Below are 20,459 nucleotides of genomic sequence, written 5' to 3' on the forward strand. Positions count from 1 at the left end.
GGTCCGGACGTAAAGCGAAGCAGTCCGGACACCCCCACCCGCGCAGGCCCGTCACCGCACCCGACAGCCCCGCGCAGCGGCACCGCCCGCCGCAGGCGCAACGGCGGCGGGGCACCGCGAAGCGGGCCACAAACGGCGAGCAACCACCACGGCGGGTAAGCCAAAAACGTGGGCCGAGTCCACATCGTGGAACGCCGGCGTCCAAGAAATTGAGACTTTCGGCGGGCGGGCGAAGCCCCACGCAGGGCCGCCGGCCGGGGCCCCGCCCAAGGGGCCCGTGGCCGCTTCACATGGGGGATTCGGGGGTGTGCGCGCCCCCGGCCAAGCTGCGGGCCGCGGTCAACGACGGCCCCGTTCCGCCACTCGAAGTGATCGGCGGAATACAAAAAGCTGCAAAAGCGGCCTCGGGTCAGAAGGCCGGTTGAGCTATCCTGCTGGGCAAGAAGGATCCGGGCAGCGTAGCCCCCGGGTCCTTTTGTGCTTTCAGCCGCCCCCGTCGCGCGGCTGGAGGAACCGTACGAAGCAGTGCCGCAGACTCCCCCGGCCAGGGCCGGGTGGTGCCCCCGTCGCAGGGACCGAGGAGGAACCAGACGTCATGGGCGAGCGAAGCAGGCAGGACCGCACGCAACGGAGGACACAGAGCCCCGGGAACCGGGTAGGTGGTCGGGAATGAGTTCGCTCCTGCTGCTGACCAACGCACTCCAGCCGTCGACGGAGGTGCTCCCGGCGCTGGGCCTGCTGCTGCACAGCGTGCGGGTGGCGCCCGCCGAGGGCCCGGCCCTGATCGACACCCCGGGGGCCGACGTCATACTGATCGACGGCCGCCGTGATCTTCCGCATGTGCGGTCCCTGTGCCAGCTGCTGCGGTCCACCGGGCCCGGCTGTCCGCTGGTGCTGGTGGTGACCGAGGGCGGGCTCGCCGCCGTCACCGCGGACTGGGGCGTCGACGACGTCATGCTGGACACCGCGGGCCCCGCCGAGGTCGAGGCGCGGCTGCGGCTGGCGATGGGCCGCCAGCAGATCACGACCGACGACAGCCCGATGGAGATCCGCAACGGTGATCTCTCGGTGGACGAGGCGACGTACAGCGCGAAGCTGAAGGGGCGGGTCCTGGACCTGACCTTCAAGGAGTTCGAGCTGCTGAAGTACCTGGCGCAGCACCCCGGCCGGGTCTTCACCCGTGCCCAGCTTCTGCAGGAGGTGTGGGGCTACGACTACTTCGGCGGTACGCGGACGGTCGACGTCCACGTCCGGCGGCTGCGCGCCAAGCTCGGCCCCGAGCACGAGGCGCTGATCGGCACGGTCCGCAACGTCGGCTACCGCTTCGTGACGCCGGAGAAGGTGGAGCGGGCGGCGGAGGCCGCCCAGGCCAAGGAGGACGCGGCGAAGGCGGCGAAGTCCGGCGCCGGCGCGCAGCGGACCGAGGGCGGCGCGCACGGGGACGGTGACGGCTCCGGGAAGGCGGTCACCGCGGGCGCGGACTCCCGGAGCGCACGGCCTGCCCGCCGGTAGCACCACCCGCGTAGACTGCCGCGCGTGGCCAAGGTGACGCGGGATGATGTGGCAAGACTGGCGGGTACGTCCACCGCCGTTGTCAGCTACGTCATCAACAACGGACCAAGGCCGGTCGCCCCGGCCACGCGCGAGCGGGTGCTCGCCGCCATCAAGGAGCTCGGCTACCGGCCGGACCGTGTCGCGCAGGCGATGGCGTCCCGCCGTACCGACCTCATAGGCCTGATCGTGCCGGACACCCGGCAGCCGTTCTTCGCGGAGATGGCGCACGCCGTCGAACAGGCCGCCGCCGAGCGCGGAAAGATGGTGCTGGTCGGCAACGCCAACTATCTCGACGAGCGCGAGGTGCACTACCTGCGCGCGTTCCTCGGGATGCGGGTGGCCGGGCTGATCCTGATCAGCCAGGGCCCCAGTGAGCACGCCGCCGCCGAGATCGATGCGTGGGACGCGCGTGTGGTGCTGCTGCACCGGCGGCCGGACGCCATCGACGATGTCGCGGTGATGACGGACGACGTGTGGGGTGCCCAGCTGGCGACCCGGCATCTGCTGGAGCACGGCCATCCGTACGTCGCCTTCCTGGGCGGTACGGAGGAGACCCCGAAGTCCGGCGACCCGGTCACCGATCACGTCGAGGGCTGGCGGCGGGCGATGCTGGAGTCCGGGCGGTCGCCGGAGGGCTACTACTTCCAGTCCCCGTACAACCGCTATGACGCCTACCAGGTCGCGCTGAAGCTGCTGGCCGGCCCGGAGCGGCCGCCGGCCATCATGTGCGCGACGGACGACCAGGCGATCGGTGTGCTGCGCGCGGCCCGTGAGCTGCGTATCGATGTGCCCGGTGAGCTGGCGGTCGCGGGCTTCGACGACGTGAAGGAAGCCGCGCTGACCGACCCGCCGCTGACCACGGTCGCCTCGGACCGCGAGGCGATGGCGCGGGCGGCGGTGGACCTGGTGCTGGACGACGGCCTGCGGGTGGCCGGCTCCCGGCGGGAGCGGCTGCGGCAGTTCCCGTCGCGGCTGGTGGTGCGGCGCTCCTGCGGCTGCGGCGGCTGAGCGCGCCCGGTCCGCGCCGAGGGTCCGGGCCGTCCTTATACCGGGCATACCTACTTCTGTCGGGTCTCTCAGGGCATTCTCAGGCAGCTCTCATGCAGCGGCCGCAGAGTCATCTCCATGACCCAGAGCTACCGCCGAAGCGGCGATGAGATGCCACAGGACCGCTCGTACTCCGCGTACGGGGACGACGGCCAGGGACACGGCCACGGGCAGGGGTACGGCTACGGCCCCGACCACGGCCAGGAGACGTACGGGGGTGCCGCGGGCTCCTCGTCGTACGCCGGCTTCGGCGGGCAGGCGGTTCCGCCGCCCCCGGCCGCGCCCGAGCCGCGGCGCCGGGCCCGGCGGCCGGTGGCACTGATCGCGGCGGTGGCGCTCGCGTCCGGTCTCATCGGCGGGGGCAGCGCGATGCTGCTGGCCGACGCCACCGGCCGGTCGGCACCGCAGACGTCCTCCACGCCGCTGGTCAACGCGGGCAAGACCAGCGGCAGCGGGGTCTCGGCGGTGGCCAAGGCGGTCAGCCCGGCGATCGTGGAGATCAAGGCGCGGACCGACGGCGGTGAGTCCACCGGCTCCGGGGTGGTCATCACCAGCGACGGTGAGATCGTCACCAACAACCATGTGGTGGCCGGCGCGGACACGGTCACCGTGACCTTCAGCGACGGCAGCCGGAAGACGGCCAAGGTCGTGGGCACCGACCCCGACAAGGACCTGGCGCTGGTCAAGGTGCGCGGCGGCAAGAACCTCACCGCGGCCTCGCTCGGCGACTCCGACAAGATCACGGTCGGCGACCAGGTGGTGGCGATCGGCTCGCCCGAGGGCCTCACCGGCTCCGTGACCAGCGGTATCGTCTCCGCCCTCAACCGGGACGTGACCGTCCCCAAGGAGGAGGGGCAGGGGCAGCAGGGCGGTCCGGGCGGCCGCGGCGGCTGGCCGTTCGAGTTCGGCGGCAACCGGTACAACGGCGACACCGGCTCGTCGAAGACCTCCTACAAGGCCATACAGACCGACGCTTCGCTCAACCCCGGCAACTCCGGTGGCGCCCTGATCAATATGCAGGGGCAGATCATCGGCATCAACTCCGCGATGTACTCGCCGAGTTCGGCGTCGAGCAGCAGCGCGGGCAGCGTCGGCCTGGGCTTCGCGATCCCGATCAACACCGTCAAGGACGACCTCGACGCGTTGCGCGGCGGCGGCAACGGCGGTGTCTGACCGCCCGCCCCGCCCGTCGCCCGGCACCACCCCGGCAGGAGACGCCCGGCGTCTCCCCTCTCGGATCGCCCGCCGTCATGCAAGGCTGAAGACCAGCCGCCCGCAGCCACCCGAGGTCCGAGGTATCCACGCACATGAGCCCCGCCGAGCACGGTGACCACCCCGCCCGCATCCTGATCGTCGACGACGAGCCCGCGGTCCGCGAGGCCCTCCAGCGCTCGCTGGTCTTCGAGGGATATGTGACCGATCAGGCGGTCGACGGTCTGGACGCGGTCGAGAAGGTCGCGGCCTACGACCCGGAACTGATCGTGCTGGACGTCCTCATGCCCCGTATGGACGGCCTGACCGCCGCCCGCAGGCTGCGGGCGAGCGGGGTGACCGTGCCGATCCTGATGCTGACCGCACGGGACACGGTCGGCGACCGGGTCACGGGGCTGGACGCCGGCGCCGACGACTACCTCGTCAAGCCCTTCGAGCTGGACGAGCTGCTCGCCCGCATCCGGGCCCTGCTGCGCCGCAGTTCGTACGCGGCGGCGGCCGGTGCGCCGCCCGAGGAGGGCGAGGTGCTGAGCTTTGCCGATCTGCGGATGGACCTGGCGACCCGTGAGGTGACCCGGGGCGGCCGGCAGGTCGAGCTGACCCGTACCGAATTCACCCTGCTGGAGATGTTCCTCGCCCATCCGCGGCAGGTGCTCACCCGGGAGCAGATCCTGAAGGCCGTATGGGGCTTCGACTTCGAACCCACCTCCAACTCCCTCGACGTGTACGTGATGTATCTGCGCCGCAAGACGGAAGCGGGCGGCGAACCGCGGCTGGTGCACACCGTGCGGGGGGTCGGCTACGTCCTGCGGACGGACGGCGGGGCGGAATGACCACGACGATCACCCACGGGGGAGCGGCGGCGGACGGCACGTACAGCCGGCTCGGCGCACGGTTCGCGCGGCTGCCGCTGCGCTCGCGGCTGACCCTGCTCACGGCGGCCGCGGTGGCGGTGGCGGTGGCGGTCTCCGCGCTGGCCTGCTGGCTGCTCACCCGGGCCCAGCTGCGCGACGAGGTGGACAGCTCGCTGCAGAACGTCAGCGTCCCCGCCGACTACCTCCAGCTGACCTACGCCAACTGCCAGCCCACCGACCCGACCGAGAGCAAGAACGCCCCGCCCTCGTACTACAACGTCCAGATCGTCCAGGTCGACGGCTCGCGCTGCATCGGGCCCAACTCCCAGCCGGTGCAGGTGCAGCGCGCGGATGTCGCGGTGGCGCAGGGCGTGGCCCGGGACACCCTGCATGACGCGGTCACCACCGGCGGCGCGGACGTCCGGGTGCTGACCAAGCACATCGGCGTCCAGGGCGTGCAGTTCGCGGTGTCCATCTCGCGTCCGCTGACCGAGGTCGACAGCGCGCTGAACCGCCTCGCGCTGCTGCTGGCGGCGGTCGCGGGGCTGGGTGTGGTCGGCGCGGGCACCGCCGGTCTGGTCATCGCGCGCTCCGGCCTCAAGCCGGTGGACCGGCTGACCGACGCGGTCGAACATGTCGCCCGCACCGAGGACCTGGCCATCCGCATCCCGGCCGACGGCGAGGACGAGATCGCCCGGCTCTCCCGCTCGTTCAACTCCATGACCGCGGCGCTGGCCGCCTCCCGCGACCTGCAGCAGCAGCTGATCGCGGACGCGGGCCATGAGCTGCGGACGCCGCTGACCTCGCTGCGTACCAACATCGATCTGCTGGTGCGCAGCGAGCGGTCCGGCCGGCCGATCCCGCCCGCCGACAAAGAGGCGCTGCTGACCTCGGTGAAGGCGCAGATGGGGGAGCTGGCGGCGCTGATCGGCGATCTCCAGGAGCTGTCCCGGCCGCCGGGGCCGGGGCAGAGCGCCGTCGCGGTGGTGGCGCTGCACGAGATCGTCGGCGCGGCGCTGGAGCGGGCCCGGCTGCGCGGCCCGTCGCTGACCATCGCGGCGGACCTCGACCCCTGGTACGTCCGGGCCGAGCCGGCCCCGCTGGAGCGGGCGGTGGTCAACCTGCTCGACAACGCGGTGAAGTTCAGCCCGGCCGGCGGGACCGTCGAGGTGCGGCTGACCGGCGGCGAGCTGACCGTACGCGATCACGGCCCCGGCATTCCGCAGGACGAACTGCCGCATGTCTTCGAACGGTTCTGGCGCTCGCCGTCCGCCCGCAGCCTGCCGGGCAGTGGCCTGGGGCTGTCGATCGTGGCGCGGACCGCGGAGCAGGCGGGCGGCGCGGTACGGCTGCGCTCCGCGGACCTCGGCGGCACGGAGGCGGTGCTGACACTGCCGGGCGCGGCCACGCCGCCGCCGGGGATGCCGGGGCCGGGGGCGGAGCCCGGGACGCCGGACGCCCCGTAGGGGATAGCCCGGCCGGGCTATCCCCTACGGGCCCGGGCGACGACCCGCCCGGCCCCCCTCACGCTCAGGGGCCGCAGTCCCGGATCGCCCCCTACGGCGTCCGGAGCTGCGGCCCCTGTCGTGCGTCCCCGCTTCTGAACCACATCCTCTTCGCCGGCTGCTACTTCTTCTTCGCCGCGTCCCCGAACGGCAGCTCCGACCCCGTGATGTCGGCGCGGATGCCGTCCTCCTCGACGGAGATGTTGCGCAGCCGGACGTTCCCCGGCGTCTTGGGCAGCTGGAAGGACAGCGAGAGCTGGTCCGCGAGCTGCGGCTTGGTGAGCCCGGTCAGCGCGCCGAGGATCTTCGGGTCGATGCCGACCTTCTGCAGCAGCCACGGGTGGTCGGCCACCACATCGACCAGATTGACCTTCATCAGCTTGTCGATGAAGCGCGGCGAGCCGGTCAGCTCGTGCAGCTTCTGCTCGTTGTGCAGCGCCTCCTGGATGTACGCATGGGGGATGCCGATCCGGTCGGCGATCGCCGGGATGCTCAGCATCGACTTGACCTTGGCGGCCTGCCGGCTCAGCTCGGCGGCGGTCTTGCGGGTCAGCCGCAGGCCCTCTTCCTTGCCGGTGCCGGGGCGGTAGACGGCGATGTCGCCGATGTCCAGGCGCATCCGGCTGATGTCGGTGGAGACACCGCGGTCACCGGCCCGCTTGATGCGTGCCTCGGCCCGCACCCGCAGCTCGTGGCCGGCGATCGGCAACTGCCCGACGGCGCGGACCGCGTTGGGCCCCATTTCGCTGAACTTGACCTGCGAGGCACCCAGTTCGCGATTCATGTCGTCGAAGGCGAGCAGCACGCTGCCGTTCATGGTGCCGATCGTGGCGCCCTTGATGGAGCTGGGCAGATCCCCCTCGATCCGCACATCGTTCGCGGTGGCCTCGAATTTCGCCAGCGAAACGCGGTCCGCCGCCAGGTCGGGAATCGTGACTTTTACCTGGTCAACGTGCTTGTCCAGGACCTGGGTGAGGAACGGGAATCCCTTGATGTCGACCTCGGGAGTCGCGTTCAGATGCAGCGCGTCCTTCACCTTTTCCGCGGCCGCGTTCTGTGCGTACAGCACCGCGAAGCGGTCGAAGAGTCCCAGGAATGCCGTGCCGACCAGCACTGCTACCAGCAGTTTCAGCGTGAGCGACATGGCGGCGAACCGGCTGAGGCCGCGCTTCTTGCGGCGGTTCTTCCGACGGTGGTTCGGCGGTTTCCAGGACTCGTCCCGCTCGTCGTCCGAGCGCAGCCCGAGACCGAGCGGATCGTCGCTGTCGTCGCGCTCGTTGAGGTAGGAACGGCGGTGGGGAGCGGTGTCGGACGAGCCGAATTCCGGCCCGGGTTCCGGCTCCGGCTCGGGGTCGGCGAGGGCCGCCAGGTCCGCGTAGGGATTGATCGCGTCGAGCTTTCTGGTGTCCCCGGTGGTGTCGTCCGGGGCGCCCGGCGCAAGGGATTCGGCGTGCGCGGCAGGCGGGGGCGAGGGTGAAGATATGCGTGTGGGGGTTCGCATCCGATTATTTCATCACGAGCGGGGCCCGGGCATGCAAGCCGCATCGGAAGTAAGTCGGATACATGCGGGTTGTCCCGGCACTCTTGGCAAGAAATTGCCGTACATCTGCGGCGACTTGAACTACCGTCACATCTCTTGGTGACCCATGCAACACGGTGCGGCTTGTCGCGCCATTGATCCGTACCAATGATCCATAGCAAGCCGTTCGGCGCCATTGCCCGGCTTTCTTGTTTCCTTGCTCACATTCAGCGCATTCACTCAACTAACGGAAGACGGTTGTCATCCCATGAAGTCGCAGGAAGCTGCCCCCATGATCGTTGTGACCGGCGCAACCGGCAATATCGGCCGCGGACTTGTCGGCCGGCTCCTCGCGGACGGCGCCGCGGTCCGCGCGCTGACCCGCGATCCGGTGCGCGCCGGGCTGCCGGCCGCGGCCGAGACCGTCCGCGCCGACCTCACCGCCGCGGACGAGCTCGCGCCGCTGCTGACCGGCGCCGACGCGCTGTTCCTCAATCTCGCGGCCGGCGGCGACCGGGCCGCGGCGGCGCTGGCCGAGGCCGCCGTCCGGGCCGGGGTCCGCCGGATCGTTCTCAACTCCTCGCTGGCGGTGACCGATACGCCGGCCGACGACGCGCACCACATCGCCCGGCTGCACGCCGGTCTGGAGCGCGTGGTCCGGGACTCCGGCCTGGAGTGGACCTTTGTCCGCGGCGGCAACTACGCCACCAACGCGCTCGCCTGGGCCCCGGCGATCCGTGCGACCGGCGTGGTCCGCGACGCGCACCCGGGCGCCCGCGGCGTCCCCGTCCACGAGGCCGACCTCGCGGACGTCGCGGCCACCGCCCTGCTGGACCGCAGCGGTACGCACCTCGGCCAGGCGTATGTCGTCACCGGCCCGGAGGAGCTGACGGTGGCTCAGCAGGTCGCCGAGATCGGACGGGCGACCGGCAGGGAGACCCGGGTCGAGCAGATCACCGAGGAGGAGGCGGCCGAGGCGATGGCCGGGCCGCACCTCCCCAAGGAGGCCGCGCTGGAGCTGGTCCGGATGTTCGGCCGCTCGGTCGACGCGCCGGCGTTCCCCGTCGCGGACGCCGTGGAGCGGGTCACCGGCCGCCCGGCCCGCACGTTCGCCCAGTGGGCCCGGGATCACGCCGCCGACTTCTCCTGACCGGACGGGCCGCCGGCGCGCCCGGCGGCCCGCAGGCCCCGGTGATGGAGCAGGGCCGGCGGCAGCATCACCACCGCGCCCACGAAGAAGTACGTATTGATCGCCATCTCCGTCCAGAACTCCCCGGTCGCCGGGTCGGCGGGCTGCCCGTCCAGCCCCAGCAGCCGGTAAGGGGTGAGCCCGGTGGCCGTGGTGACGTTCTCGACCAGCCCCGGCACACCCCGTACGAGCAGCAGCACCGCCCCGAACCGGAGCGGCGGCAGCACCGTCCACGGCGGCAGCCGGCGCCCCCACGGCCGGACCGTCGCGAGCGGACCGCCGACTCCCCTACGGGTAGCCCCAACTGCCTTACGGGTAGCCCCAACTCTCCGACAGGCAACGCCCATGTCCCCTACGGTTGTCCCAACTCCCCTACGGGTGACCCCACTCCTCATACGGCCGGTCCCTGTCACTCGGGGCCCCGAAAACCCTTTGCCGTCCCTCCGCCCACCGCCTTACCGTCCGCGCATGCTGCCTCGCGTGGACACGGACGACGAGTGGGACGCGATCGTCCCCGACGAAGCGGTGATGCGGCCCGGCGCCGCCGCGCTCTGCACCCGGCTCGGTATCCGCGCCGACCCCCTCACCCGCTATCCGACCGGCTCCCGGCCCGTCTACGCCGCCGGGAGCCGCTACGTCCTCAAGCTCTTCCCCGCCATCGCGGCCGAGGACGGGGTGACCGAGGCCCGGGTCCTCACCCACCTCCAGGGGCGGCTCCCGGTCCCCACCCCGTACGTCCACGACGCCGGTGCGTACGAGAACGGCTGGCGCTACGTCCTGATGTCCCGGCTGCGCGGCACCGATCTGGCCGTCACCTGGCCCCGTGTCCCCGCTGCCGACCAGGACCGGATCGCCACCGAGGCCGGCGAGACCCTGGCCGCCCTGCACGCCCTGGACCCGGCACCGCTCGCCGGAGCCCTCGGCCCCGGCGACTGGGGCGACTTCCTCGGCCGGCAGCGCGCCACGGCGGTCGGGCGGCAGCGAGCCCGCGGCCTCCCCGAACCCTGGCTGGAGCAGCTCCCCGACTTCCTCGCGTCCGTGCCGCTGCCCGACGACGAGCCCGGCGTCCTGCTCCACACCGAGTTCATGCGGCAGCATCTGACCGTCGACGAGCACGACGACTGGCGGCTGACCGGCCTCCTCGACTTCGAACCCGCGATGATCGGGCACCGCGCCTACGACTTCGTCGCCGTGGGCCTCTACGTCTCCCGCGCCGACCCCCGCCTCCTGTCGCGCGTCTTCCGCGCCTACGGCGAGTCCTTCGCCCCCGACGAACTCCTCGCCCTCACCCTCCTGCACGTCTACGGCAATCTCCCCCGCTACCTCCGCGAACTCCCCGCCCCACCCGCCCCGACCCTGAAGTCCCTTGCGGAGACATGGTTCGGGGTGGAGTGAGGGGTGGGGGGAAGCCGGAGGCCGGGCGGGGGAGTGCGCGGGCGGGCGTCAGGGGCGGCCGGTGCGCTGCCGGCCGCCCCTCAGGGGGCTGCCGCCTACTTCACCACCGTGATCCGGTCAGCCTTCGGCGGCGTGAGGGGCTTGTCCGCCGAGGAGTGGGCGGTCAGGTAGGCGGTGAAAGCGTCGAGGTCGGAGGGGCCGACGTACTTGTTCCTGGCGTCCTTGAAGGCGGGGAAGCCGTCGCCGCCGCCGGCCAGGAACTCGTTCATCGCGACGCGGTAGGTCTTGGCCGGGTCGAGGGCCACCCCGTTCAGCTTCACCGAGTCCTTGACGACGCGGTCGGCGCCGGACTTGGTCATGTCCAGGGTGTAGGTCAGCCCCTGGGACACCTGGAGGATCTTGGGGGAGGCCGCGTTGGGGCCGCTGACCTGCTGCTGGAGCCCGCTGAGGAGCTGGGCGCCGGTGAGGTCGACGACGTTCAGCATGTTGGTGAACGGCTGGACGGTGAACGCCTCCCCGTAGGTGACCACCCCGTCCCCCTCCGGGCCGGACGCCTTGAAGGCGAGGTCGGAGCGCACCCCGCCGGGGTTCATCAGGGCCAGCTGCGCGCCGCCCTTGCCGTCGGCCTTGGTGGCCTCCAGCTGGGCGTCGGCGATGACGTCGCCGAGCGGTGACTCGGGGGTGGTGGCGCCGCGGCCCGCGATGTCGGCGGAGATATGGCCGACGGGGCGGCCCGCGACCGGCGCGGCCAGCTTGTTCCAGCGGGTGATCAGCGACGTCAGGTCCGCGGCCTTGGGCTGGGTGCGGTCGACGACGTGGTTCGCTGAGTGGGGCGCCTTGACGGTGGTCCGCACGATGTCGCGGGTGCGGCGGTCGTAGGTGAGCGTGGTGTCGGTGTAGAGCCTGCCGTACGACGCGGCGGAGGTGACGGTGCGCGGCCTCCCGGACGGGTCCGGAACGGTGCAGGCGTAGGCCTGGTGGGTGTGGCCGGTGACCAGCGCGTCGACCCGGGGCGTGACGTGCTCGGCGATCTCGGTGATCGGCCCGGAGATGCCGTCGCCAGGGCCCGGGCTGTCGCAGTTGTAGTTGTACGAGGTGGAGGCCGGCATGCCGCCCTCGTGGATGAGGGCGACGATCGCCTTGACGCCCTGGCGGTTCAGCACCTTGGCGTACTTGTTGATCGTCTCGACCTCGTCGTGGAACTTCAGGCCCTTGATGCCCTCGGCGTTGACGATGTCCGGGGTCCCCTCCAGGGTCACCCCGATGAAGCCGATCTTGACGCCCTTGCGCTTCCAGACGGAGTACGGCTTGAGCAGCGGCTTGCCGGTCTTGTCGTCGGTGACATTGGCGGTGACGTACGGGAAGCCGGCGCCCCGGAACTTCCTGCCGTCCTCGTAGCAGCCGTCCTTCGGGTGACAGCCGCCCTGCTGAAGTCGGGTCAGTTCCGACCGGCCCTCGTCGAATTCGTGGTTGCCGACGGAGGTGACGTCGAGGCCGAGCTTGTTCATCGCCTCGACGGTCGGCTCGTCGTGGAACAGCCCGGACAGCAGCGGGCTGGCCCCGACCAGGTCGCCGGCCGCGGCGGTCACCGAGTAGGGGTGGCCCTTACGGGCCGTCCGCAGCGACTGCGCGAGGTACTCGGCGCCGCCCGCCGGGACGCTCTTCTTGCTGCCGTCCGGCTGCACCTCCTCGACCGTGCCGGAGGACCCCTGCGGCGGCTCCAGGTTGCCGTGGAAGTCGTTGAAGGAGAGCAGCTGGACGTCGACGGTGCGGCCGGTGCCGTCGGTGCGGGCGCCCTGGCCGGTGTCGGCGCCGGCCGGCAGGGCGGTGGCGGCGATTCCGGCGGCGGCCAGTACGGCGGCGCCGATCGTCAATCTTCGTACGGCGCGGCGCCGTTGCGGTGTCGCTGGCATGGTTCCCCTCCTGGATGTTCCTGAGCGGACGGCAGCTTATTGTCGACGCGCGTAGTGCAACAGGGGTGCACGGGTGACGAGCCGGGTGGCCGGGGAGGGGACGGCGTGCGGGTGGTGCCCCTACGGGAGCCCGGCGGGGTCGTACGCTTCACACATGAATGACGCGGGACAGGAGATGGGCCGGGCCGGCCGCAGGATCCAGGTGGTCGACGAGCTGGCGCCGGAGGCGGGCGCGGCCGTCCTCGAACTGATCGAGCGGGCCGCGCGTACGGACGGGCAGCCCGCCGTGTCCGAGCAGGGGCGGCTGCAGCTGCGCGGCGGCGGGCGCGAAGGCGTGCGCCATGTGCTGGTGTACGCGCGCGTCGACGAGGCCGACGAGCTGGTCGCCTACGGGCAGCTGGAGGACACCGACCCGGTGGAGGCACCGGCCGCCGAGCTGGTGGTCCACCCGGGGCACCGCGGCCGCGGGCACGGCCGGGCGCTGGGCGGCGAGCTGCTGGAGCAGTCCGGGCGCCGGCTGCGGGTCTGGGCGCACGGCGGGCATCCGGCCGCCCGGCACCTCGCGCAGACCCTGGGGCTGACGATGTTCCGGGAGCTGCGGCAGATGCGGCGCCGGCTGACGGACCTGGAGCTGCCGGAGCCGGTGCTCCCGGCCGGGGTGTCCGTACGGACCTTCCAGCCGGGCACCGATGACGCGGCCTGGCTGGAGGTGAATGCCGAGGCGTTCGCGCACCACCCGGAGCAGGGCTCGCTGATCCAGCGCGACCTGGACGACCGCAAGGCCGAGGCGTGGTTCGACCCCAAGGGCTTCTTCCTGGCGGAGAAGGACGGCCGCCTGATCGGCTTCCACTGGACCAAGGTGCACGCCGACGAGGGCCTCGGGGAGGTCTATGTGCTCGGGGTGCGGCCGGGCGCCCAGGGCGGCGGCCTCGGCAAGGCCCTGACCTCGATCGGGCTGCGCCACCTGGCCGGTCAGGGGCTGCCGACGGCGATGCTCTACGTGGACGCGGACAACAAGGCGGCGGTGACCGTGTACGAGCGGATGGGCTTCGCCACGCACGAGACGGATCTGATGTACCGGTCGGAGACGTGAGGCGGCCGCAGGCGTAAGCGGGCCTGAGGGGGCGGGATCGATCCATGAGGGTCCCGTTCCCTACGGCTGTCCCCGTACGGCCCGTTCCCTACGGCTGTCCCCGTACGGCCCGCCCCCTACGCCTGTTCCCCCAGCGCCCGCCACTCGCGCGCCAGCATCGCGTAGATGACCTCGTCGCTCCACTCCCCGTCGAGGAACTCGTTCTCCCGCAGATGGCCCTCCCGGCGCATCCCCAGCCGTTCGAGCAGCCGGGCCGAGGCGGTGTTGCGGCCATCCAACTCGGCCTGGATGCGGTGGAGTTGCAGCTCCTCGAAGCCCAGCTTCAGCAGCGCCCGGCTCGCCTCGGTGGCGTAGCCGTGGCCGGCGTGCCCGGGGTGGAAGACATAGCCGATGCGGCCCTGGCGGTGCTCGCGGCTCTTCCAGACGAAGGTGACATCGCCGACCAGGGTGCCGCCGTCGCGGACGACGACGGCGAGCTGGAGGCCGTCGCCGGACTCGCGCAGCGCCGTGCGGCTGGACGTGGAGGCGACGAAGTCCCGGGACGCGGCCTCGTCGAAGGGCTCCGAGCGGAGGTAGCGGTTGACCTCGGGGCGGCTCCGGTAGGCGTGGATCGCCGCGAAGTCGTCGAGGGTGACCGGGCGCAGATCCAGGCGTTCGGTGCGGATCGGGTAGTCGGGGGTGTACGGCAGCGGCGGTGTCGCGGGTGCGGGAGAAGTGGCCACGCGGGAAGCGTAGGCGGCCGAGGTTGACAGGTGCAGCCCGCTTCCCCCACCCTTTCACTACTTAATTAGTGGAATGGGTCAGGGGGGGCGATGCGGTCGATGGCCAGGCATCAGATGACCGGCCGGGCCTCGGGGCGTACCGCCATCGAGGCGGTCGGTCTCGGCAAGCGCTACCGCCGCCACTGGGCGCTGCGCGACTGCACCTTCCGGCTGCCGGCCGGCCGTATCTGCGCGCTGGTCGGGCCGAGCGGCGCGGGGAAGAGCACCCTGCTCTCGCTCGTCTCCGGGCTGGCCCGCCCCCGTGAAGGGGCCGTACGGGTCTGGGGCGAGGCCCCGGCCGGCGCCGCGGCCCACGGCGCGGTCGCCCACCTCGCCCAGGGCAAGCCCCGCCACCCCCGGCTGACGGTCGCCGAGCGCCTGCGGCTGGGCGGCGAGCTCCACCCCGGCCGCTGGAGCCGGCGGCGCGCCGAGCGGATCGTCCAGGACGGCCGCATCCCCCTCGACGCCCGGGTCGGCGCTCTCACCATCGAGCAGCGCACCCGTCTCGGGCTGGCCCTCGCCTTCGCCAGGAGCCCTGAACTCCTGCTGCTCGACGAACCGTTGGCCGGTGTCGACCCGCTCGTACGGCACCGGATCGCCGCGCTGCTGCTGGCCCAGGCCGCGGAGCACGGCACCACCGTCGTGCTGTCGTCGGACCTGCTCGCCGAGCTCGACGGGGTCTGTGACTACCTGCTGGTGCTGGGCGGCGGCCGGGTGCGGCTCGCGGGCGAGGTCGATGACGTCATCGGGGCGCACGCCCTGGTCATGGGGCAGCGCCCCGGCGAGGCGCTGCCGCCCGAGATCGCCGCGCACCCGGTCGTCGAGGCGCAGCTGGCGGGGCGTCACTTCGCCGCGGTCGTACGGCGGAAGGGCCCGGTGGCGGCGGGGGCGTGGGAGGCCGTGGAGCCGTCCCTGGAGGAACTCCTGCTCGCCTATCTGCGCGCGCCCGACGCCCCCGATCTGATCGCGCCGAGCGCGGAACCGGTCTCGGCGTCCTTCTGCCGCCGGCCCGGCAACAAGCCCGGCATCCCCGGTCTGCCGCGCAACGGGACCCCCGGCCCGGCAGGCCTGCGAAGCACCTGGAAGAACCCGCCGGACAGCGCACCCCGCGCACGGCACACCCAACACAGCGGCAAGGGAGCGGCGGCATGACCACCACAGCACACCTCGGGGCGGACGGTGCCAAACCCGCCGCGGGCGACGGGCGCGGCACCCGGGCGTCCGGCCGGTCCGGACCGCTGGGCGGCATCGGCTGGCTGGTCTGGCGGCAGCACCGGCTGTTCTTCGCTGCGCTGTGGGCCGCCGTGGTTGTCGGCGCGGTCTGGTGCGCGGTGCTGCGCGGCCGGGCGGCCGGATTCATCGCGGCCCACCACATCGACGGCTGCTCGCTGATCTCCCTCGTCCCGCGCTGCGACGGCACCCAGGAGGCGGTCACCGCCTTCCGCGGCACCTACGGCTTCGCCCTGCAACTCGCCGAGATGGGGCTGTTGTTGCTGCCCGTGCTGATCGGCCTGTTCCTCGGCGCACCGCTGATCGCCCGTGAGCTGGAGGCCGGCACCCACAAGCTCGTGCTGACCCAGTCGGTGAGCCCGCTGCGCTGGCTGGCGGCGAAGACCGCGCTGCCCGCGCTGATCGTGCTGCTCACCACCACCGCCCTCTCGGCGGTGTTCGCCTGGCTGTGGCAGGCCGTCGGCGACGAGGTCTCGGGCTCCTACTGGTACTCCACCCTCGACTTCGCCGCGCTCGGGCCGGTGCCGGTCGCCTACTCGCTGCTGGCCCTGGCGGTCGGGGTGCTGGCCGGTCTGCTGCTGCGCGGGACGGTGCTGACGATGGGCGTGACGCTGGGCGCCATGGTCCTGATCGAGGTCGTGCTGAAGCAGATCAGGCCGTATCTGATGCCGATCGCGACCACCGAGTTCGGGGCCGAGCAGTCGCCCCAGCTGCCGGACAACGCCTGGCTCGTGGGGCAGGGGTATCACACCCGCGCCGGCACCCACCTCCCGGAGAACATCTGCGACTCCGTGGCCGGCATGGAGCCCTGTCTGCGCGCAAAGGGCGTGGCCGGCCAGTACATGGACCACCACCCCGTGTCGCACCACTGGCCGCTGGCGTGGATCGAGAGCGGCATCGTGCTCGCCCTGACGGCCGTCCTGACCGTGTTCGCGTTCCGGGTGATGCGCCGCCGGCACGGCTGAGGCCCGGCGCCGGCGCGGCTGAGATCCGGCAGAGCTCACCTCGCCCGTCCCTTGATCCAACAAACCGGACATACCGCCCCGCTCGCCGGACGTGTTACAAAGACAGCCCAGGGGGAAAACAAGGGACGCGGCCCGTCGGCCGGCCTTAGCTCCCGGCCCCCGGGCCTCGCCGTCGCAGGTGTGGTGCCGGGCCCCCGCAGGCCCGAAAACCCCTGGGAGCAGCATCCCGCTTGCCTGTGCGCCATGTCCGCGTTACCGGCGATTCAACGTCACTTGCGAGCATCGCTGAATGCAGCCCGCTGTGCCGAACGTCCCGAACCCGAGGCTCCGTCTCGCGCCGCCCCCTCCCGACGCGCCTGGAACCCCTGGAACGCGGAAGAATAAGGCCATGAACCAGCAGCCCAGCGCTCAGGCACAGGTCCAGCCCGAGATGCCCGCCACCAAGCCCCCGCAGGCCCCGGCCCCCTCGGCCCAGCCTTCCGTGGGCTCGATCGCCGCGCACCGCCCGCACGCGGTCCGGGGCACGGTGCCCGGCCTGGAGCCCGACCTCGACGCCGATCCCGATGCGTACGAGGACACGGGCGTGGTGGGCGTGGACGGCGAGGAGCTGCCGAGCGGCCGGTTCCTGGACCGCGAGCGGAGCTGGCTGGCGTTCAACGAGCGGGTGCTGGAACTGGCCGAGGACCCGGCCACCCCGCTCCTCGAACGGGCTAATTTCCTGGCGATCTTCGCCAGCAACCTGGACGAGTTCTTCATGGTCCGGGTCGCGGGACTGAAGCGGCGCATAGCCACCGGCGTCGCCACCCGCTCGGCGTCCGGGCTCCAGCCCCGTGAGGTGCTGGACCTGATCTGGACGCGCTCGCGCGAGCTCATGGCCCGGCATGCCGCCTGCTTCCAGCAGGACATCGCCCCCGAGCTCGCTGACCAGGGCATTCACCTGATCCGCTGGCCCGAGCTGACCGAGAAGGAGCAGGCCCGCCTGTTCACCCTCTTCCGCCAGCAGATCTTCCCGGTGCTCACGCCCCTGGCGGTGGACCCGGCGCACCCCTTCCCGTACATCTCCGGCCTCTCGCTGAATCTGGCCGTCGTCGTACGCAACCCCGTCAGCGGCCACGACCACTTCGCGCGGGTCAAGGTGCCGCCGCTGCTCTCCCGCTTCCTGGAGGCCTCCCCGCAGCGCTACGTCCCCATCGAGGACGTCATCGCCGCGCACCTGGAGGAACTGTTCCCGGGCATGGAGGTGCGCGCGCACCACATGTTCCGGGTGACCCGCAACGAGGACCTGGAGGTCGAGGAGGACGACGCGGAGAACCTCCTCCAGGCGCTGGAGAAGGAGCTGATGCGGCGCCGCTTCGGGCCGCCGGTCCGCCTGGAGGTCGAGGAATCCATCGATCCGGCCGTGCTCGACCTGCTGGTCCAGGAGCTGAAGATCTCCGACGCCGAGGTCTACCCGCTGCCCGGACCGCTGGATCTGACCGGCCTCTTCGGGATCGGCGCCCTGGACCGGCCCGAGCTGAAGTACCCCAAATTCGTGGCGGGCACCCACCGGGACCTCGCCGAGGTGGAGTCGGCCTCCGCGCCGGACATCTTCGCCGCGCTGCGCTCCCGCGACGTGCTGCTGCACCACCCCTACGACTCCTTCTCCACCTCCGTCCAGGCGTTCCTGGAGCAGGCCGCCGCCGATCCGGACGTGCTCGCGATCAAACAGACGCTCTACCGCACCTCCGGTGACTCGCCGATCGTGGACGCCCTGATAGACGCCGCGGAGTCCGGCAAGCAGGTCCTCGTCCTCGTCGAGATCAAGGCCCGCTTCGACGAGCAGGCCAACATCAAGTGGGCGCGGAAGCTGGAGGAGGCCGGCTGCCATGTCGTCTACGGCCTGGTCGGCCTCAAGACGCACTGCAAGCTCTCGCTGGTGGTCCGCCAGGAAGGCGAGATGCTGCGCCGCTACTCCCATGTGGGCACCGGCAACTACCACCCCAAGACGGCGCGGCTCTACGAGGACCTCGGGCTGCTGACCGCCGACCCCCAGGTCGGCGCCGACCTCTCCGACCTCTTCAACCGGCTCTCCGGCTACTCCCGCCGCGAGACCTACCGCCGCCTCCTGGTCGCCCCCAAGTCCCTGCGGGACGGCCTGATCCAGCGGATCAACAAGGAGATCGCGAACCAGCGCGCGGGCCGGCCCGCCTACGTCCGGATGAAGGTCAACTCGATGGTCGACGAGGCCGTCGTCGACGCGCTCTACCGGGCCTCCCAGGCCGGTGTCCCGGTCGACATCTGGGTCCGCGGCATCTGCGCGCTCCGGCCCGGCGTCACCGGCCTGAGCGAGACCATCCGGGTCCGCAGCGTCCTCGGCCGCTTCCTCGAACACTCCCGGATCTTCGTCTTCGGCAACGGCGGGGAGCCGGAGGTGTGGCTGGGCAGCGCCGACATGATGCACCGGAATCTGGACCGCCGGATCGAGGCGCTGGTGCGGGTCGCCGACCCCGCGCACCGCGCCTCCCTCAACCGGCTGCTGGAGACGGGGACCGCGGATTCCACCTCGTCCTGGCACCTCGGCCCGGACGGCGACTGGACCCGGCAGGCGGTGGACGCGGACGGCGCGCCGCTGCGCAACGTACAGGAAATGCTCATTGACGCCCGGAGGCGCCGGCGTGGCCCAGCGACATGACCAGCCGAGCGGAGGACCGGCGGGTCTCCTCGGAACCGGATACGAGCCCGGCCGGGCGCCGGGGGCCCGAGCCGCGGTGGTGGACGGGCCGTACGGGGGGAACGACGGCATGTACGGCCCGGACGACGCCGCGTACGGACCCGTGACGGGCGCCCGCACCGGCGGTGACGACGACCGCGCGACCGGCTCCGGCATCGGTGCCGACCTCGCCTCCCGTACGGCCGACGAGGTGCTCGCCGACTACCTGCACCAGCAGTCCGCGGACTTCCTGCGCAGTCTGCGGCTGCACCGGGAGAGCGGTTCGGACGCCGAGGGTGCCGGAGAGGCCGCCCGGCAGCTGCGCCGCGCCGCCCGCCGGATCAGCGCCACCCTGTACACCTTCCGGCCGCTGACCGAGGAGGACTGGGCCGACCAGCTCCGCTCCGAACTGGGCTGGCTCTCCGGCACCCTCTCCCGCGAACAGGCCTGCGCCGCCCGCCGTGAACGGCTGATGGCGGCCCTCCAGCGGCTGACCGGCCGGGGCCCCGAACGCAGCGACCGCCCGGCCCGCGGCGAACGGGCCAAACGCGGCGACCGCACGCCCAGAACCACCACTCCGCCCCCCTCGGCTTCGGCTGCCTCCGCTACCTCATCTGCCTCTTCCGATCCCGATTCCGAACTCGCGCTGTCGGCCGGGGCGGCGCGCGCCGGGGCGCTGCTGGACCGCCAGCTCACTCTCGCCCGCACCCGCGCCCACTCCGCCGCGCTCCAGGCCCTGGGCTCCTCCCGCTTCCACGCCGTCGCCGACTCCGTGGCGGTGCTCGCCTCCGAGGCGCCACTGGCCCGTACGACCGCCGGGCTCCCCGCCGCCGAGGCCCTGCCGCCGCTCGCCGAGCAGGCGCACCGGCGGCTGGCGGAGGCGGTCGCCGCGCTGCCGCTGTCCCGCGCCGGCTACCCGTACAACGCCGCCGCGCTCGCCGCCGACCAGCGCCAGGACGCGCCCTGGCATCAGGTCCGGATGCTGGTGCGGCTGAGCCGCTACGCCCAGGAGGTGCTCGCACCCGAGGCCGGCGACCCGCGGCTCGCGGAGGCCGGCCGGGCTCTGGAGTGGCACCGCGACGCCGCGGAGGCCGCCGCGGCAGCCGCCGCCGCGGCCCGCACCCCCCGTATCGCCCCGGCCACCGCATACGCCCTGGGCGTGCTGCACGCCGACCAGCGGCACGAGGTGGAGGCGGCCCGTTTCGCCTTCGGCCGCGTCTGGCTGCCACGGCCGCAGGACCGTTCGAGCTGAGGAGGCGCGCGACATGAACGTGCGGACGGGGCGCGGCCGGGCTGAGAGGCTGGCCGTATGACCGCACGGAGGCGGCCGCATGACCGCACGGAAAGGGGTGTTGAAGTGACGTACCCCGAGAAGCCGGTACGCGCCGCGGGCTGCGTCCTGTGGCGCCGGGTGCGCTCCACGGACGCGCTGGAGATCGCCCTCGTCCACCGCCCCAAGTACGACGACCCGTATGAACCTTAACCACGGTGAAGAACGCCGCAGGTCAAGGGGCGTGCAGGCGGGATGGAGCA

At 72.2% G+C, this 20,459-nt stretch carries 17 protein-coding genes; 13 read left to right on the forward strand and 4 right to left on the reverse strand.

The features are described from left to right. Nucleotides 1–669 precede the first annotated feature (669 nt). The 5 genes from ACFW5B_RS31230 (at nucleotide 670) to ACFW5B_RS31250 (ending at nucleotide 6,133) form a co-directional block, all read left to right on the forward strand. Entirely contained in the window at nucleotides 670–1,512 is an 843-nt protein-coding gene (locus ACFW5B_RS31230) for a response regulator transcription factor (protein WP_386447026.1), read from the forward strand. 24 nt (nucleotides 1,513–1,536) lie between these two features. Further along, nucleotides 1,537–2,562 (forward strand): LacI family DNA-binding transcriptional regulator, encoded by a 1,026-nt coding sequence (locus ACFW5B_RS31235; protein WP_386447028.1) that lies wholly within the window; start codon nucleotides 1,537–1,539, stop codon nucleotides 2,560–2,562. 117 nt (nucleotides 2,563–2,679) lie between these two features. Then, the gene (locus ACFW5B_RS31240; RefSeq protein ID WP_386447030.1) at nucleotides 2,680–3,774 is read left to right on the forward strand and encodes a S1C family serine protease; all 1,095 of its coding nucleotides are present in this window, start codon (nucleotides 2,680–2,682) and stop codon (nucleotides 3,772–3,774) included. Between the two features lie 134 nt (nucleotides 3,775–3,908). After that, entirely contained in the window at nucleotides 3,909–4,646 is a 738-nt protein-coding gene (locus ACFW5B_RS31245; protein ID WP_386447033.1) for a response regulator transcription factor, read from the forward strand. Then, a complete protein-coding gene (locus ACFW5B_RS31250; protein ID WP_386447036.1) occupies nucleotides 4,643–6,133 on the forward strand; it encodes an ATP-binding protein in 1,491 nt (496 codons plus the stop codon). Before ACFW5B_RS31245 ends, ACFW5B_RS31250 begins: the two co-directional genes overlap by 4 nt. 160 nt (nucleotides 6,134–6,293) lie before the next feature. Here the strand turns inward: ACFW5B_RS31250 and ACFW5B_RS31255 are convergent, their stop codons facing one another. Beyond that, nucleotides 6,294–7,673, reverse strand: coding sequence for a DUF2993 domain-containing protein (locus tag ACFW5B_RS31255; RefSeq protein WP_386447039.1), 1,380 nt, complete (start codon nucleotides 7,671–7,673; stop codon nucleotides 6,294–6,296). A gap of 310 nt (nucleotides 7,674–7,983) precedes the next feature. On the opposite strand from ACFW5B_RS31255, the gene ACFW5B_RS31260 reads away from it, so the two are divergent. Further along, nucleotides 7,984–8,841 (forward strand): SDR family oxidoreductase, encoded by an 858-nt coding sequence (locus tag ACFW5B_RS31260; RefSeq protein ID WP_386447042.1) that lies wholly within the window; start codon nucleotides 7,984–7,986, stop codon nucleotides 8,839–8,841. Here the strand turns inward: ACFW5B_RS31260 and ACFW5B_RS31265 are convergent. Further along, complete coding sequence (locus tag ACFW5B_RS31265; RefSeq protein ID WP_386447045.1) at nucleotides 8,820–9,107, reverse strand: hypothetical protein; 288 nt, start codon at nucleotides 9,105–9,107, stop codon at nucleotides 8,820–8,822. The genes ACFW5B_RS31260 and ACFW5B_RS31265 overlap by 22 nt on opposite strands. Nucleotides 9,108–9,348: 241 nt before the next feature. On the opposite strand from ACFW5B_RS31265, the gene ACFW5B_RS31270 reads away from it, so the two are divergent. After that, the gene (locus ACFW5B_RS31270; protein ID WP_386447048.1) at nucleotides 9,349–10,275 is read left to right on the forward strand and encodes a phosphotransferase family protein; all 927 of its coding nucleotides are present in this window, start codon (nucleotides 9,349–9,351) and stop codon (nucleotides 10,273–10,275) included. Nucleotides 10,276–10,370: 95 nt separating this feature from the next. Here the strand turns inward: ACFW5B_RS31270 and ACFW5B_RS31275 are convergent, their stop codons facing one another. Further along, on the reverse strand, nucleotides 10,371–12,188 hold the full coding sequence (locus ACFW5B_RS31275) for a bifunctional metallophosphatase/5'-nucleotidase (protein WP_386447051.1): 1,818 nt from the start codon (nucleotides 12,186–12,188) through the stop codon (nucleotides 10,371–10,373). Nucleotides 12,189–12,342: 154 nt separating this feature from the next. On the opposite strand from ACFW5B_RS31275, the gene mshD reads away from it, so the two are divergent. Continuing rightward, entirely contained in the window at nucleotides 12,343–13,281 is a 939-nt protein-coding gene (gene mshD / locus ACFW5B_RS31280; RefSeq protein ID WP_386447053.1) for a mycothiol synthase, read from the forward strand. A 116-nt stretch (nucleotides 13,282–13,397) separates the two neighbouring features. On the opposite strand, the gene ACFW5B_RS31285 is transcribed toward mshD, so the two are convergent. Continuing rightward, nucleotides 13,398–14,003, reverse strand: coding sequence for a GNAT family N-acetyltransferase (locus ACFW5B_RS31285; RefSeq protein WP_386447056.1), 606 nt, complete (start codon nucleotides 14,001–14,003; stop codon nucleotides 13,398–13,400). Nucleotides 14,004–14,102: 99 nt separating this feature from the next. Between ACFW5B_RS31285 and ACFW5B_RS31290 the strand changes: the two genes are divergently transcribed. The 5 genes from ACFW5B_RS31290 to ACFW5B_RS31310 all read left to right on the forward strand — a co-directional run bounded on the left by ACFW5B_RS31290 (nucleotide 14,103) and on the right by ACFW5B_RS31310 (nucleotide 20,409). Further along, a complete protein-coding gene (locus ACFW5B_RS31290) occupies nucleotides 14,103–15,194 on the forward strand; it encodes an ATP-binding cassette domain-containing protein (RefSeq protein ID WP_386447059.1) in 1,092 nt (363 codons plus the stop codon). Then, nucleotides 15,191–16,237, forward strand: a complete 1,047-nt coding sequence (locus tag ACFW5B_RS31295) for an ABC transporter permease (protein WP_386447062.1) — start codon at nucleotides 15,191–15,193, stop codon at nucleotides 16,235–16,237. Before ACFW5B_RS31290 ends, ACFW5B_RS31295 begins: the two co-directional genes overlap by 4 nt. A gap of 388 nt (nucleotides 16,238–16,625) precedes the next feature. After that, nucleotides 16,626–18,908: an RNA degradosome polyphosphate kinase gene (locus tag ACFW5B_RS31300; protein ID WP_386447064.1), complete on the forward strand. Its 2,283-nt coding sequence runs from the start codon at nucleotides 16,626–16,628 to the stop codon at nucleotides 18,906–18,908. Further along, a complete protein-coding gene (locus ACFW5B_RS31305; protein ID WP_386447066.1) occupies nucleotides 18,871–20,178 on the forward strand; it encodes a CHAD domain-containing protein in 1,308 nt (435 codons plus the stop codon). The genes ACFW5B_RS31300 and ACFW5B_RS31305 overlap by 38 nt, the downstream gene beginning before the upstream one ends. A 105-nt stretch (nucleotides 20,179–20,283) precedes the next feature. Next, nucleotides 20,284–20,409, forward strand: a complete 126-nt coding sequence (locus ACFW5B_RS31310) for a hypothetical protein (protein ID WP_386447070.1) — start codon at nucleotides 20,284–20,286, stop codon at nucleotides 20,407–20,409. The last annotated feature ends 50 nt before the right edge of the window (nucleotides 20,410–20,459 follow it).

The organism is Streptomyces sp. NPDC058773, assembly GCF_042746015.1.
GTDB lineage: Bacteria > Actinomycetota > Actinomycetes > Streptomycetales > Streptomycetaceae > Streptomyces.

Coding starts and splice junctions, on each gene's coding strand:
- ACFW5B_RS31230 (WP_386447026.1), top strand. CDS start 670: ATGAGTTCGCTCCTGCTGCTGACCAACGCACTCCAGCCGTCGACGGAG.
- ACFW5B_RS31240 (WP_386447030.1), top strand. CDS start 2,680: ATGACCCAGAGCTACCGCCGAAGCGGCGATGAGATGCCACAGGACCGC.
- ACFW5B_RS31245 (WP_386447033.1), top strand. CDS start 3,909: ATGAGCCCCGCCGAGCACGGTGACCACCCCGCCCGCATCCTGATCGTC.
- ACFW5B_RS31250 (WP_386447036.1), top strand. CDS start 4,643: ATGACCACGACGATCACCCACGGGGGAGCGGCGGCGGACGGCACGTAC.
- ACFW5B_RS31255 (WP_386447039.1), bottom strand. CDS start 7,673: ATGCGAACCCCCACACGCATATCTTCACCCTCGCCCCCGCCTGCCGCG.
- ACFW5B_RS31260 (WP_386447042.1), top strand. CDS start 7,984: ATGATCGTTGTGACCGGCGCAACCGGCAATATCGGCCGCGGACTTGTC.
- ACFW5B_RS31270 (WP_386447048.1), top strand. CDS start 9,349: ATGCTGCCTCGCGTGGACACGGACGACGAGTGGGACGCGATCGTCCCC.
- ACFW5B_RS31275 (WP_386447051.1), bottom strand. CDS start 12,188: ATGCCAGCGACACCGCAACGGCGCCGCGCCGTACGAAGATTGACGATC.
- mshD (WP_386447053.1), top strand. CDS start 12,343: ATGAATGACGCGGGACAGGAGATGGGCCGGGCCGGCCGCAGGATCCAG.
- ACFW5B_RS31290 (WP_386447059.1), top strand. CDS start 14,103: ATGGCCAGGCATCAGATGACCGGCCGGGCCTCGGGGCGTACCGCCATC.
- ACFW5B_RS31295 (WP_386447062.1), top strand. CDS start 15,191: ATGACCACCACAGCACACCTCGGGGCGGACGGTGCCAAACCCGCCGCG.
- ACFW5B_RS31300 (WP_386447064.1), top strand. CDS start 16,626: ATGAACCAGCAGCCCAGCGCTCAGGCACAGGTCCAGCCCGAGATGCCC.